Consider the following 14,326-nt stretch of genomic DNA (forward strand, 5'->3'; position numbering starts at 1 on the left):
TTATTGCTGCGGTTAGAAATAGTTGTTAACTTCGGAACATTATTGGCAATTAAACATTGAAAGAACTATTTATGCGAACGCTTTCTCCAAAATATATAGGCATTATTTTAGGTGTGCTTTACGGCATATCTATACGGGTATTTCTAGAGTTTAGTGATGCGTTTAACTTCGGCAGTTTAGTCACTATTTCTTTTATGTTTTTAGTCCCCATTGCGATTGGCTATATTCGTATTTATTTTGAATGCAAACTCAATAAATCAATGTCTTATAAGCAAATGGCAGTTAAGGCTTGGCAGCCTATTTTTGTATTTTTACTGGTCAGTATAGTCACTCTTTTAGAGGGGAGTATCTGTGTCGCTATGGCGCTACCTGCATTTATGTTATTTGCAAGTATAGGAGGAGTCTTAGCTGGATTTGTACATCGTAAATTAGAAAAAGAAAGTAAAAAAGTCGTCATGTCAGTGGCATTAATACCTTTGATTTTATCACCGCTAGAGGTGAATTTTTTAAAGCTATCGCAAACATACGAAGTTAAAAATTCAGTTGTTATCAATGCACCAATAGATGTTGTTTGGCGGCAATTGGCGAATGTAAGTTACATTGCAGAGGGGGAGTTCCCAATGTCATTTTCGCAATTGATTGGTATTCCTCGCCCTTTGCAGGCGGATATGGATGCACAAGGTGTAGGTGCAGTGAGAACTAGTAAATGGCAAAATGGCGTTGTATTTAAAGAAGTTATAACAGATTGGCAGCCAAATAAACAAATGCTCTACCAGTTTGATATCGACCCTGATTTGATTCCAGACAACGCACTAGATAAACATGTAAAGCTAGGTGGAGAATATTTTTCTCCTCTTTATGGAGGCTATTATTTAGCAGAAACCGCTAATGGACAAACCGTTTTAACGTTAAAAACCACTGTTGAAGATAATACCAACTTTACTATTTACTCTCGATTATGGGGTGAGGTTATTTTTCAAGACTTTCATAATTCACTATTAAAGTTGATGAAAAGCCGAGCTGAAAAAGCCGTTTAAGCTATTTTATGGTTGGCTTGCAAACTTTTTTAGCTTACTCACCGCTGGACCACCATTCACCGCGATTACTTCCTTTGTATTTATTAACAGGCTAAGCTGCAACTTTATACTTTTAGGAACATGCTATGAAATTATTAACTGCGGCAACTTTATTGCTGGCATCTACGGCGGCGTTTGCTCGCCCTGCGCCTTTAGTATCTATCCCAACACATGATGATTTTTTTGATAATATTGCCGCCTATTGTGGTAAAGCTTTTGAGGGTAAAGTAACGGTTGATAATGCCACTGGTCCTAGCTCGTTTGCAGGCAAAAAACTAGTCATGCATGTTCGTAAATGTACTGATAGTGAGTTACAAATTCCGTTTCATGTAGGTGATGATGCATCACGTACGTGGATCATTACCAAAACCGGTAGTGGTTTGAGTTTAAAACACGATCATCGCCATCAAGATGGGACTGATGATGTATCGACTATGTACGGTGGTCATACGGTTGATGCTGGGTTTGCTAACGTGCAGTCGTTCCCTGCGGATCAGTATTCAAAAGAATTGTTTGTTAGCCAAGGTATTCCACAATCTATCGGTAATACATGGCAGATGTATATTTACCCTGAAAAGTTTACTTATCGTTTAATTCGCCAAGGCCGCGAGTTTCGCGTTGATTTTGATTTAATAAAACCAGTTACACCACCGCCAGCGCCTTGGGGTTATAAAGACTAAAGATTAGTCTTTGCTGGGCTTTGTCTCACATTGTAGTAATACCGTTAAAGGTGGCTGATAGGCGCGGGGTTTGGTTGGGAAACGATCATACTCTTGTACACCATCAGTCACTTTTAGCATAAACGGATTACCACGGCATAAACGGTCAGCATGGCGCAATAAAAATACACTTTGATTTTTAAAGTGCTGATAGTCGTCAGATTGAATTTCTAGATGATAGTTATTTGCGTCTAATTTTGTTTGGTAATAATGGACTTTTTCATCGAAGTCATAGAGTTTTTCGGTTTCACCTTTATCTGCTAATACCGCATTACTGCCTATTAATAGTGCCAGTGCACTGATAATTACTAGCCTATTTGCTGTTTTTCCTTTCATAAACCTTTAACTCCATTATTGTATTGAGCGCACTATTTAATTACAGTGATGCAACGAGTTATGCTGTAAGTCTAACACCCAAAAAGGGAAAATGTGATGTTCAAACAAATAAAACAACTATTTTCAGCTTTTGATGAGCAACCAGCTCAGCTGCAAGAGCATGATTTGAAAACGGCTGTAGCGGCATTATTGATTGAAGTAATGCGTGCTGATCGCGAGCAGCAAGACGATGAATTGAAAACGTTATCTCTGACTTTAAAAAAGTATTTTAATTTGAGTGATGAAGACGTTAGTGAGCTAATGCAAAGCGCAGGAAAAAGTTTGGATGACGCGATTGATTACTTTCAGTTTTCTAAACAAATTAATGATCAATGCAGCGCAGAGCAACGCATTGAAATTATAGAGCTGCTATGGCGCTTAGCGTATGCCGATGGTGAGTTAGATCCGCAAGAAGAGTATGTAATTCGCCGTGTTTCTAACTTGTTGTATGTCGCGCATGAGGATTTTATCGCTGCCAAGTTAGCAGCGACAAAGCTTTCTTAAGCGGTTTATTTATTTAATTTGCTGGCAACGCTGACGAGCTGCTGAGCAAGGCCTGCAATTCGTTCTGCTGTCACAGGGTCACTAATGCGGCCATTTTCATCAAGCAAAGTGTGAATTGCAGGTACGGCAAGTTGATCTGCCAATACCAAGCTGCCGATACCCGATAAAATATCGCGAACGTGATTTAGACCACGCAAGCCACCTAAGCCTCCCGGTGATGAGGCGTATAAAGCCGTTACCTTGTTACGAAATGCTGGAACTGCGCCTTGCTCAGTACGTGATGCCCAATCAATGGCATTTTTTAGTACCGCGGTAATTGAACCGTTATATTCAGGGCTGGCAAGTAAGATGCCATCTGCAGCGCGTAGTTTGTCTTTTAATAACTGAGCGCCTACTGGTGTGCCTTGCGCTTCAACGTCTTCGTCAAACATGGGTAAGTTTAGATCTGCCAGTTTAATTACTTCAACTTCTGCACCGCTTTCTAATGCAAAGCGGGCTGCTTCATTGATCAATTTTTGGTTAAAGCTGTCTTTACGTAAGCTGCCTGCTAAGGCAATAATTTTTGGTGCTGTCATGGTGGTCGCCTTCAATAACGTAGTTGGGTTTGCCTGTTAACTACTTTAGCAAATATTTACTTGCAGAAAAGCCAAATAAACGCAAAACTTATGTGCATATACGCACACTTAAGGTTAAGGGCAGGTATGGCGATTCAATTTGATGACTGGCAAGATGTAAAAGTAGCCTATGAAGTTGCGCGGTTAGGAACGTTAACAGCGGCGGCTGAAAAGCTCAACGTTCATCACAGTACGGTACTTAGGCGCATTAATAACCTTGAGCAAAGTTTAAATGCACGTTTATTTCATCGTCATGCCCGGGGTTATAAAGTAACTGAGATTGGCGCTAAACTCTTTACAGCAGCGCAGTCTATTAATAGTGAACTTGAACGCTTACACAATGATATTATTGCCGCAGATAGTACTTTGCGTGGTAGTTTATTGCTTACAACGGTCAGTGGTTTTATTGATGTACTGAGTGATGTGTGTGAACAATTTCAAAGTTTACATCCACAGGTGCAGCTGGAAGTTATATTAGATCAAAACCGGTTACGTCTTGACCACGGCCAAGCACATATAGCGGTTCGCGCAGGTCCCCGTCCTGATGAAGGTGATTATATCGCCCAGCATTTGGCGCATTTGTCGTCAGGATTTTATGCATCAAAGCGTTATATTGATAAGCATGGCGTGCCAAAAAGTATTAAGCAATTGCCGTTGCATAATTTTGTTTCGGGGGTGGCCGGCTATAATGGCAAAGTGCCTTATTTTGTTTGGGTTGATGAAAATATACCAACTTCACAAGTGAAATTACGCGTGTCTGAAACCTCAGAGGCAACCCGTGCGATTGTTAAAGGCTTGGGAATTGGCGGGATGCAGCATGACGTGGCGGCGCAGTATGCTGATTTAGTACCAATACTAGCGGATGAACTGAGTTGGCCAACGGATTTATGGCTAGTAACCCATCACTTAGTGCACCGAACAGCTAAGGTACAGGCGTTCAGTCAGCTTTTAAAAGCGTATTTTAAGGAGCATAAGCTCGCGTAATTTAGCTGCGTTAATCTTTCTATCAGCAAAAACGTGGCTAAACAGTATTTAGCCACGTTTTGTTTAACGACTGAGAAAAATTAATTAACGTCCTTTTAAATTACGCATGTCTGCTTGTACGTTACGATAAAACCGACCTAAGCTTCTATCTTGGCTACGTAATTGCGCAAGGCTCTGAGTATTGCGTTGCTGCTCTTTTAACAGTTTTTGATAATTAGTGATACGCCGCTGCGTTAATAAGCCTTTTTGTAACGCAGCTAGCACCTGACAACCGGGTTCTAGCTGATGACTACAATCGGCAAATCGACACTGCTGCGCCAGTTCACTTATATCGTTAAAAGTAAGCTCTACACCTTGTTGACAGTCACTTAGTTGCAGCTCTCGTATGCCGGGAGTATCGAGTAACAGCGCTCCTACGTTAAGAACATGCAATGCTCGATGAGTCGTGGTGTGGCGACCTTTGCTGTCGTCCTCACGAATTGCACCAGTGTCACTTAGCTGCTGTTCACATAAGCTATTAACTAAGCTGGATTTACCTACACCCGAAGACCCAACAAAAGCTAATGTTTGACCTTTGCCGCACCATGGCATTAATTGCTCAACACTGCCACGCTCTAATGCATTAACAGACAGCACGGTTAAGTGATTATCAAGCGCTGTTAGTTGTGCTATATGTTGCTCTGGTTCTGCACATTGATCGCGTTTGGTCAGTACAACAACGGGTAAACACTCACTTTGATACGCTAACGCTAAGTAGCGTTCAAAGCGGCTTAGATTGAAATCTTGATTATGCGAGCTGACAATAAACAAAGTATCAATATTAGCGCCAATAAGCTGTTCACTTAATTTACTTCCCGCACTTTTGCGACTGAGCAATGTTAAGCGCTCAAGCAATCGGGTAAACAGCCAGTGTTCGTTGTGTTGCGTAAGTAATATCCAGTCACCCACAGTTAAGGGGGGATGATCTGAATTTACCAATACCTTGTGGCAACCCTGCTCACTCTGTACAACAAAGTGGTCGCGATGGTAGGTAATGATCCGTGCAATCAGTGTGTGCTCTAAATCATTGAGCGTAAGTTGTTGTTGGAAAAATGCGCGCCAACCCAGTTGGCTTAAACTTAAATTAGTATTCATATAACCCCATTACTGCAAAGAGTAAAAATAACAAAGGGGTTTGCTGTTAAATTTTAGCTATCAACAGCGCCCCGGCTAATGGCCGGGCAAAACTTAATATTAAAAAATAAAATTAAGCACTTACTTGCCCAGCAAGGGGGTTTAATACAATCATCAAATATCTCCTGTTTAGATGTTTATTGTGGTTTTACACCAGTTGGTACTATAGCCAAGTTTGGGTGAATAAAATACACATTAAATAGATTTTTTTACTGTAATACCAAGACGTTTGGCTAATCGCACTAAGTTAGCGCGATCAACTTTTAATGTTCGTGCTGCACTGGCCCAGTTGTAATTATGTTGTTCTAGCTGTTGGCTGATTAAATGCTGAGTAAATGTATCCGTTGCTTGTTTGAGCGAGAAATTTTGTTTATTTATGTTATTGTTATCGGCAGTTGTTAATGCGACAGGCGTTGGGTTATTTGTACTTAGGTTAAGTTCACAATGAGCAGGTTCAATAGTAATTATTGCTTGCTGCCACTGGCTTTGTTTGGCTTTTAATGCTGCACGGCTGATCACATGCTCAAGTTCTCGCACATTTCCCGGCCAGTCATATTGAGTGAGTAGTAGTTGCGTTTCGACGCTGAGTTTGAGTTGTTTGATAGCTAGCTTACGGGCTGTTCTTTCAACAAAGTAACCTGCAAGTAAAATTACATCGTTTTCGCGTTGTTTAAGTGGCGCAACGTTGAGCGGGTAAACACTTAACCGATGATATAAATCGGCTCGAAAACGCCCTTGAGCGACTTCGTTTTTTAAATGCCTGTTTGTAGCCGCAATAACCCTTACATCGACGTATTTTACTTCATCTTCGCCAACCGTTTGGATTTCACCACTTTGTAAGACGCGCAATAGTTTACTTTGCATGGCAAGTGGTAGTTCACCAATTTCATCTAAAAATAAGGTGCCACCATCAGCCAGCTGAAACTTGCCTTGACGTGCATTATGGGCGCCGGTAAATGCGCCTTTGGCGTGGCCAAAAAATTCACTTTCGGCGAGATTCTCTGGTAATGATGCACAATTTAAGTGAATTAACGGCATTTCGCTACGCTTTGAATGAAGATGGATATTGCGTGCTACAAGCTCTTTACCTACCCCGGTATCACCTTGGATCAAGACACTAAACTCAGAAGCCGCCACTAGTTTTATATCGCTTCGAAGGGCTTGCATGGCGGTGCTTTGGCCGATGATCTCTGCACCATCGCGGGTAAGCGCTTCGCGGTTTAGCTCTTGCACTAAAGCGCTACTATGTTGCGCGTGGTTTTGATATTGCTGCAGTTTTAATACAGTTTGCAAATGCGCGGTGCAAAGCGTACCTAGTTGAGTAAATAGCTCAAGGTCAAAACTGTCGAATGCATTTGCATCGAGACTGTCGAGGGTGATCACCCCTAGTAAGTTATCTTCGCTATCAAGTAGGGGGATGCCTAAGCAAGCATGAACAGGGATATCGCCAGTTTTGCTCGATAGTAAACCGTCGTACGGATCAGGAATTGGGCAATCATGGGCAAACTGTAATGGTTGCTTAGCGTTGCAAATGGCATGTAAACGTGGATGCTCGTTTATTACAAAGCGTCGTCCTAGGGTGTCAGGCGTCAGTCCATGAATAGCTTGTGGTTTTAACACATCTCCTTGTAAGGTAAGCAGTGCAATAGCGTCACTGGGTATTACTTGTTTGATACACTGAATTAACTGCTGAAAAGGCTGCTTTTGGTCGCTCACTTTAGCAAGCACAAGGGCGACATTAAGTAAGCTTTGTTTATCTACCATGTCAAAATGACTCAAATGTGTTTTTATCTTATTTAAAGGTGAGTCATAAAGACTTTTTTGTCAATAGCAAAATAGTTAATATCTTGAATAATAAGCAGTTTAAATCTTGGCTCGGCTTGTGCAATAGCGTGTTATAAATACCTAGATAGATGAGTCTAATACGCTGATGCGAGCAATCAATTTAACCGAACCAATGCCCAAAAAAGTGCGTTTTTATCAAGTCAGTCAATGGCCGTTATGGATGTTAGCATTTCGGCCCTACTTTTTAGGAGCTGGCTTATTGGCCGTTTTGTCGATTAGTTATTGGTTACTCATTTTAACAGGCCATGCCAGATGGCAATTGACTATGCCAGCAACACTTTGGCATGCCCATGAAATGATGTTTGGCTTTGCAGGCGCTGTAGCTGTGGGGTTTTTATTAACCGCAGCACAAACTTGGAGCGGGGTTGCGAGTATTAATGGTCGTAAATTGATGTTGCTAACCCTAGTGTGGCTAGCAGCTCGTGTTGCGTTTTTTATTACCAGTGCAGGTATTGAAAACTTTAGTTTATATGCGGTGTTATTGTTCCAATTGCTTTGGTGGTTAGGTGCAGTTATGGCGCTGGCTAATATGCTCCTTAAAGCTGGCAATAAAAATAACTACCAATTTTTACCGATGCTAAGCGCATTGTGTGTGCTCAATATTATTTATTTATGCTTAGCAATACAACAAAACATGCTACTTGCATTGGCAGTCGCCGATACCGCAGTACTAGTAATGACCTTACTTGTCGGTGTGGTGGCTGGGCGGGTATTACCTTTTTTTACTGCTCGTGGTCTTGGTTTAGCGGAGCAAGTGCGTACTCCTCGTTTAGATAAAGTGCTGCTTTACAGCTCATTGTTTGCTGTCGCGCTTTATTTTATCAGCCAATTATTTATAGCAAGCGTTAATCCTGGTTGGGCATTGGCTGTTGTTGCTGTAGTGCATTTAAGTCGCTCATTGTTGTGGTGGAATAATCAAATGCTCAAAGTACCACTGTTATGGTCGTTGCACTTCTCTTATCTAGCTCTTGGGCTTGGTTTAGTATTGCTTGCGCTGAGTTTTTACAGCTCGGTTATTTTGTTTAAAGACGCGCTGCATATGATCACTATAGGTACGATTGGCATGATGATCTTAGCGATGATGACGCGGGTATCTCATGGTCATACTGGCCGCCCTTTAACTATTCCTCACTTTATGGCTGTGGCGTTTGCTTTAGTGTTTATTGCAGCAATTATTCGTTCGTTATTACCTGTTGTTATTGGGCCACACATCGCATGGCAGCTGAGTGCTGTACTGTGGATCGTGGCATTTTTATTGTTCTTATTCCACTGTATTCCTATTTTAACGCGGCGTCGTGTTGATGGGCGTCGTGGTTAAAGGAAGTTGTATGTTATCTGATAAAACCATTGAAATAGTAAAAAGCACAGCGCCTTTATTGGCGCAGGCGGGCACCGTTGTCACGGAGCATTTTTATAACCGGCTGTTTAGTCATAACCCTGAGCTGCAGGATATTTTTAATATGGCCAATCAACGTAGTGGCCGTCAGCAATTTGCATTATTTAATGCCTTGGCTGCGTATGCTCAAAATATTGATAATTTAGCCGTATTAAAAGAGGCGCTGGCACGCATTAATCATAAGCATACCAGCATGCATATTTTACCTGAGCATTATCCAATAGTTGGCGGACACCTGATTGGCACTTTAAAAGAATTGCTCCCTGAGCAATTTACAGCTGAAGTTGAATATGCATGGCGTGAGGCTTACGCACTACTTGCTGATATTTGTATTACCGAAGAAGCGGCGCTATACGAGCACAGTAAAAATAACCACGGTGGCTGGTCGGGTACTAGAGCATTTGTTATTGCTAAAAAACAGCCTGAATCAGAGTTAGTAACCAGTTTTACTTTAGTGCCAGTCGATGGTAAAGCGGTAATGACTCATAAACCAGGGCAGTATTTAGGTATCAAAGTAAAACCAGCTTATACACAGTATAGTGAGATACGCCAATACTCTATTTCTCAGCAAAGTAATGGTGAAAATTACCGTATTAGCGTGAAAAAAGAGTTATTGCCAGCAGCGGGGATTGTATCTAATTATTTGCACTCACTTGATGTGGGCAGCGTTGTGGAGCTTTATCCACCGGCTGGAGACTTCTTTTTACGCGCAAATAAAAAACCTGTGGTATTAATTTCTGCGGGCGTTGGTCAAACACCGATGCTGGCAATGTTACAAACATTATTATGTGATACATCGAATCAAGCGGTCACCTATTTACACGCCTGTGAAAATATCCTGCAGCATTCATTTAGTCAGTTTTTGGCGGAGCAAGCCGCGGCGCATACTCGATTAAATTACTACACTTGGTTTAATCAAGGTGGCGAGGGAGCTGAGTTTACTGGATTGATGAATGTCAGCGCTGTTGCTGAGCAGCTACCGCTTGAAGAAGGTGATTTCTACATCTGTGGCCCAACGGGGTTTATGGCTGCAATTAAACAGCAATTACTCGTATTAGGAGTCGCTGCTGAGCGTATTCACTACGAGGTGTTTGGCCCACATCAAGATATTTAATGACGAAACTAAATGCAGGTTTTAAGTGAAAAGGCGCGAAATGCGCCTTTTTTATGGTTTTGGCTACTTAAAGTACAGCATTGCTATTTTTCGCTGCTAAAGCTTGGTTTTGCCATGCGGTAAATAATTTTTGTTGCTTGTCGGAAATTTTTAAACCATAGGTTTTTTGCATATAAAAATAAGCATCGGCAATGCGTTTTCGTGCATAAAAGGGCGGCTCTACCACACGCTGTTTAAAATCTACCTTTACCTGGCAGCGACCATATTGGCTTGCATTACCTGCAATCATGCCAAAGCTGTAATTAGATCGGTCTGCGTTTATTTCACCAATTGCCGGAGCGAGATTATTTATATCAGCTTCCATTTTCCGAAATTGCGCACTGACTTTAATGCAATTTTTTCGGCCGCCATCTTGCCAGCATTGTAGCTGGTGACCAAATTCCCATGCAGACACAATATGTTCCCACTCAATCCGAGTTGCGCGCGCATTTGGTTTGCCTGAACGAGTAACCGCATTGCGAGGCACATAACCACATGCATTTGGGTCGGGCACCAGTTTTTTACCTTGGCGTTTAATATTACAGCCACAATAGAGGCTGGTGGCGTTATCAGGAAGGGTTTTGATGAGGTGTTTTTTTGCGCTGTAAAAACTGGTGAATTGTTCTGCATAAAGGTTAAAACTCACACAACACAATACCAGCGCAATAATTAAATGCGGCATATCCAATCACTTTAGTGAACTACAGGAAGCGCTAGTTTAGAGCGATTATTCAAAAAGTAAATCGCTTAACTGTGTGATGTAGTGGGAATTTTAACTCATCTCTAAGGTAAGGTTAGCTACTTGGGCGACGGGAAGTACGTTTTCTAAAACGGATATTCTGTAGTAATAAAATAAAGCCAGTTAAACAAAACAATACGCTACTGGCTGCAAAACTTATTAATAATGGGTTATTAAAATCTTCACGTTGCTCATAGTCCATTATGTGTAACATCCAGAAAAAATCGAAAATTCGCCAAATTGTGCTGCGAACAGTAATAACTTGGCCGCTATCAGCGGATAAATATAGTGTGGTGTTAAACGTATCGTCAAAATTTACTTGCCAAATATTTTCTTTAAAGCCAACTTCGCGAGTACCTTTAGCTAGTTTGATCACGTCTATTACTTGCGCATTAATTAATAGATGAGCTTGGGCATTGGCAATAATTTGCGCTTTACTCGGTGCTACCAAAGGACGGCCAGTAACTCCGTTAAAGCTGTACTCACCGTTACTGTTGCTCACAATAATGGTAGGGATTGTTAAAAAGTGACTATAACTAATTTGTCTTGGTTGAGTAATTTGTGCAACGATATTATCAACTGAGGCTAGATAATCAGCTTGTTTGAATGGGTTATTTAATTGCCGCGCAGCTAAATGTTTACCGTGAACTTTTTCAAGCGGTATAGCACTCATGATTAAACCACCGAGTAACCATGCAAAAATTTGTAGCGCTAATAAGTAACCTAACCATTTGTGAAACTTACGCGCATGTTTAAAAATGCGTTTATCCATAGTGACTACCTGTTTGTTATTAGTGCGGTATTCTATAAATTATATTGAGTTTGCCAATGTGGCAAATTGTCGCATCAACAAAATAAAACTGGCTACTCTAGATTTGGTATATACGCAAAATTAGGTTAAAGTTTGCGTTGTTATTAACGCAGGGTAAAAATGAAACAATGTCGGAAATTCAATTTTTAAATGTAGATCTAGAGCTTGAATCAAAGCAAGATATTAGTTTGTTAGTTGCAGACTTAAAAAAAAGTGCTGTGGTTTTGCATTACGATAAAGATGAGTACCGTCAACTAGCACGTATTGAGTCTAATGAAGACGTTATCTCACCAGATAAAGCGATTAACCACTTATGTGAGTTAATTGAATCTTGCTCACGCAATGCATTAAAGCAGTGGTTATCATGCTCAAAGCGCACCTTTGATATTGGCTTTGAATCAGGCACTTCGCCAAAATGCTTTAATCAAGCGCTCAGTGCCGATACTTTATTGCGTATTTCTGCTATTGGCGCAGGTATTGAAATTACAATTTATCCACTTTCAAGTTAGCCTTTTCGCTCTACAATTGCTGCGGTCATTCTTGATACGCAGCACAGTTCTCCACGACTATTGGTGATTTTTATTTCCCATACGGATGTACGCTTGCCTAAGTGTAGTGGTGTTGCTATCGCGGTTAATATACCATTACGTGATGCTTTTAGATGATTGGCATTGATCTCCTGGCCAACACAATAAAACTTTGTAAAATCAACAGCAAAGTTTGCAGCATAACTCGCCACCGTTTCTGCAAGTACAACATTTGCGCCGCCATGCACCATACCCATAGGGTTATGATGAGCTGGGATCGCGGGCATCGTTGCTACTAAATAATCATCGCCTATTTCACTTATTTCAATGCCCATGGTTTTCATCAATGTGCCTTGACCACTTATGCCGTCATCAAGTTGCTTACATTGTGCTAGGGTGATCGGTTGATACCAAATACTCATCTGCCTGCCTCACTAAGTTATTTACTAAATCAGTCTACACTTTTAAACATTTTCCTACAGTTAAGATCATAAAAATAGATAAAATGTACCTATATTATCTAACTGTTAATGGATCTTAAGGATGAAAGTAAAGGTATTTGGATGTGGTGCAATATTATTAATGAGCCTTGTTGCTCAGCCGCAGGCTGTTGCTAGTACCCAACATCAACTCGATATTGGTTTTACCGATTTAGCTGGTTTAGATGAATCTTTTTTAGGCGCACGATACCGATATTTTGCGCAAGATCTTGAATCGTTGACTGGTCCATACGAGCTAAAAGCGTATTTAAATCAAGTCAATAATTATGCTATTGGTGGGTTTGCTAATGATGATTTTAGCTATTTAAATACCGATGCTGCCATCTATGGTCCCGCAGGATTAGTTATTAGTGCCAGCGCGCAGCGCCTCTGTGAAGATAATAGCTATTGGCAAAATACTGATTATTTAGTGAGTGCCGCTGTTGGTAAGCAAATGAATGAGCAGTTACAACTAGGGTTCAATGTATATTACAGTCGCTTAGAGCGCCATGATATGTGGTTTGGCAAAGATAATGAAAGAGTCGCGGTTGAATGGACTTATGCTCCTTATGTTCGTTGGACAAATATAGTTAGCAATCAAGGTTGGGATTTAGAGCTAAAGCAATTGGCAGGGCGTTATCGTTATGTGCAGGGGCAGGCGGTTTATTATGTAAATCAAGCATGGTCAGTGGGAGTCGTTGCTAATATTCGTAATCAGAAAAATCTAAAAGACAACTATGAACTGCAAACGCAATATTGGTTTAATCAACATGTAGCATTAAAGTTTGGTCTTGGATCTGCGCTAGATTCTGGAAGTGGTTTAAATAGTATGAGCTTGTTATTAACGGCGCGATTTTAAGCCAATTTATATTTGCGATTTTCAGATAACTGTATATACTTACAGTTAAATGTACTGTATGGAAAACCAGTTGTATGCGCCCATTAACGAATCGCCAAGCTCAAATTCTCGAACTTATTAAAGTTTTTATTAAAGATACCGGTATGCCGCCAACCCGTGCTGAGATTGCGCAAACGTTAGGTTTTAAAAGTGCTAATGCAGCGGAAGAACATTTAAAGGCATTAGCGAAAAAGGGCGTTATTAAAATGAAGCCCGGTGCTAGTCGAGGTATTCAGTTAGTTGAAGAGGATGAGCCGGAACAACTTGGTTTACCTCTAATAGGCAGAGTTGCCGCTGGTGAGCCTATTTTGGCAGAGCAGCATGTTGAAAGTCATTGCAAAATAGATCCACTCTTGTTTAAACCGGCTGCTGATTTTTTACTGCGTGTGCAAGGCATGAGTATGAAAGACATTGGTATTATGGATGGCGATTTATTGGCAGTACACAGCACTCAAGTTGCTGAAAATGGCCAAGTGGTGGTTGCCCGTGTTGATGACGATGTAACAGTAAAACGCCTTGAAAAAGCAGGTAAAAAAGTTTTTTTACATGCTGAAAATGATGAATTTTCACCGATTGAAGTGGATCTTGAACATGAATCTTTCAATATTGAAGGGTTGGCTGTTGGGGTGATCCGCAACGCTGATTGGATGTAAATTTTTTGATCTATATTTTGCACCAAATTGGTGAAGTTTGGTGCATTTAATTTTTTACCGCTTTAATGGCTAGATTTTATACTTAGCTATAGCGTCCTAAGCCCTATCAAATCTACTTACCAGCTACTTTTAGCCCTCTAATATTATCCCTAATTACAAAATAACGCGCTGATTTTTAGCTGTTATTTATGCACCAAAAAAGAATTTAATTGCTCTTAAAACTTGCTAATTGTTCATTTTTTAACTAATTGGTTAATACACTGTGTTAACAGCTACTTTAAAAGTCTAACAATTTTGCTCAATAGCATAATTTAGGGTTGCGTTAATATTCAGTAACAATAAAAAATAACGAATTGGCGCGAATAAAGCTGTGCCGCCTT

Annotated in this window: 16 protein-coding genes; 9 read left to right on the forward strand and 7 right to left on the reverse strand. The window is 40.7% G+C overall.

Annotation, left to right across the window (positions count from 1 at the left end; translation table 11 throughout):
- Nucleotides 1–71: 71 nt before the first annotated feature.
- A complete protein-coding gene (locus tag H5200_RS07360; RefSeq protein ID WP_182761242.1) occupies nt 72–1,037 on the forward strand; it encodes a hypothetical protein in 966 nt (321 codons plus the stop codon).
- Between the two features lie 125 nt (nt 1,038–1,162).
- The gene (locus tag H5200_RS07365) at nt 1,163–1,756 is read left to right on the forward strand and encodes a hypothetical protein (RefSeq protein ID WP_182761243.1); all 594 of its coding nucleotides are present in this window, start codon (nt 1,163–1,165) and stop codon (nt 1,754–1,756) included.
- 3 nt (nt 1,757–1,759) lie between these two features.
- On the opposite strand, the gene H5200_RS07370 is transcribed toward H5200_RS07365, so the two are convergent.
- Nucleotides 1,760–2,131, reverse strand: coding sequence for a hypothetical protein (locus H5200_RS07370; protein WP_182718534.1), 372 nt, complete (start codon nt 2,129–2,131; stop codon nt 1,760–1,762).
- Between the two features lie 96 nt (nt 2,132–2,227).
- On the opposite strand from H5200_RS07370, the gene H5200_RS07375 reads away from it, so the two are divergent.
- The gene (locus H5200_RS07375) at nt 2,228–2,674 is read left to right on the forward strand and encodes a TerB family tellurite resistance protein (RefSeq protein ID WP_145242439.1); all 447 of its coding nucleotides are present in this window, start codon (nt 2,228–2,230) and stop codon (nt 2,672–2,674) included.
- A gap of 5 nt (nt 2,675–2,679) precedes the next feature.
- On the opposite strand, the gene H5200_RS07380 is transcribed toward H5200_RS07375, so the two are convergent.
- A complete protein-coding gene (locus tag H5200_RS07380) occupies nt 2,680–3,249 on the reverse strand; it encodes an NADPH-dependent FMN reductase (RefSeq protein ID WP_145242441.1) in 570 nt (189 codons plus the stop codon).
- Nucleotides 3,250–3,375: 126 nt separating this feature from the next.
- On the opposite strand from H5200_RS07380, the gene H5200_RS07385 reads away from it, so the two are divergent.
- A complete protein-coding gene (locus H5200_RS07385) occupies nt 3,376–4,272 on the forward strand; it encodes a LysR family transcriptional regulator (RefSeq protein WP_145242443.1) in 897 nt (298 codons plus the stop codon).
- An 84-nt stretch (nt 4,273–4,356) separates the two neighbouring features.
- Here the strand turns inward: H5200_RS07385 and rsgA are convergent, their stop codons facing one another.
- Together rsgA and norR are read right to left on the reverse strand one after the other, a co-directional pair.
- Complete coding sequence (gene rsgA, locus H5200_RS07390; RefSeq protein WP_149980415.1) at nt 4,357–5,406, reverse strand: ribosome small subunit-dependent GTPase A; 1,050 nt, start codon at nt 5,404–5,406, stop codon at nt 4,357–4,359.
- A gap of 234 nt (nt 5,407–5,640) precedes the next feature.
- On the reverse strand, nt 5,641–7,209 hold the full coding sequence (gene norR, locus H5200_RS07395; RefSeq protein ID WP_182761244.1) for a nitric oxide reductase transcriptional regulator NorR: 1,569 nt from the start codon (nt 7,207–7,209) through the stop codon (nt 5,641–5,643).
- A gap of 166 nt (nt 7,210–7,375) precedes the next feature.
- Here norR and H5200_RS07400 point away from each other — a divergent pair, with 166 nt between their 5' ends.
- Both H5200_RS07400 and hmpA read left to right on the forward strand, forming a co-directional pair.
- On the forward strand, nt 7,376–8,608 hold the full coding sequence (locus H5200_RS07400; RefSeq protein WP_182731722.1) for an NnrS family protein: 1,233 nt from the start codon (nt 7,376–7,378) through the stop codon (nt 8,606–8,608).
- A 10-nt stretch (nt 8,609–8,618) separates the two neighbouring features.
- Nucleotides 8,619–9,800 carry an NO-inducible flavohemoprotein gene (gene hmpA, locus H5200_RS07405; RefSeq protein ID WP_182718539.1) on the forward strand — a complete coding sequence of 394 codons (1,182 nt, stop codon included), beginning with the start codon at nt 8,619–8,621 and terminating at the stop codon, nt 9,798–9,800.
- Between the two features lie 67 nt (nt 9,801–9,867).
- Here hmpA and H5200_RS07410 read toward each other — a convergent pair whose 3' ends face one another.
- Nucleotides 9,868–10,521, reverse strand: a complete 654-nt coding sequence (locus H5200_RS07410; protein ID WP_145242452.1) for an endonuclease — start codon at nt 10,519–10,521, stop codon at nt 9,868–9,870.
- A 112-nt stretch (nt 10,522–10,633) separates the two neighbouring features.
- The gene (locus H5200_RS07415; protein WP_182761245.1) at nt 10,634–11,350 is read right to left on the reverse strand and encodes a hypothetical protein; all 717 of its coding nucleotides are present in this window, start codon (nt 11,348–11,350) and stop codon (nt 10,634–10,636) included.
- Nucleotides 11,351–11,517: 167 nt separating this feature from the next.
- Between H5200_RS07415 and H5200_RS07420 the strand changes: the two genes are divergently transcribed.
- Nucleotides 11,518–11,898, forward strand: coding sequence for a hypothetical protein (locus tag H5200_RS07420; RefSeq protein ID WP_145242456.1), 381 nt, complete (start codon nt 11,518–11,520; stop codon nt 11,896–11,898).
- Here the strand turns inward: H5200_RS07420 and H5200_RS07425 are convergent.
- Complete coding sequence (locus tag H5200_RS07425) at nt 11,895–12,338, reverse strand: PaaI family thioesterase (RefSeq protein WP_149980420.1); 444 nt, start codon at nt 12,336–12,338, stop codon at nt 11,895–11,897. The genes H5200_RS07420 and H5200_RS07425 overlap by 4 nt on opposite strands.
- Before the next feature lie 121 nt (nt 12,339–12,459).
- Between H5200_RS07425 and H5200_RS07430 the strand changes: the two genes are divergently transcribed.
- Both H5200_RS07430 and lexA read left to right on the forward strand, forming a co-directional pair.
- Complete coding sequence (locus tag H5200_RS07430) at nt 12,460–13,254, forward strand: hypothetical protein (protein ID WP_182761246.1); 795 nt, start codon at nt 12,460–12,462, stop codon at nt 13,252–13,254.
- A gap of 74 nt (nt 13,255–13,328) precedes the next feature.
- A complete protein-coding gene (gene lexA, locus H5200_RS07435; protein ID WP_145237778.1) occupies nt 13,329–13,946 on the forward strand; it encodes a transcriptional repressor LexA in 618 nt (205 codons plus the stop codon).
- Nucleotides 13,947–14,326 lie beyond the last annotated feature (380 nt).

Source organism: Pseudoalteromonas sp. SG43-7 (assembly GCF_014164295.1).
GTDB classification, from domain to species: Bacteria; Pseudomonadota; Gammaproteobacteria; order Enterobacterales; family Alteromonadaceae; genus Pseudoalteromonas; species Pseudoalteromonas rhizosphaerae.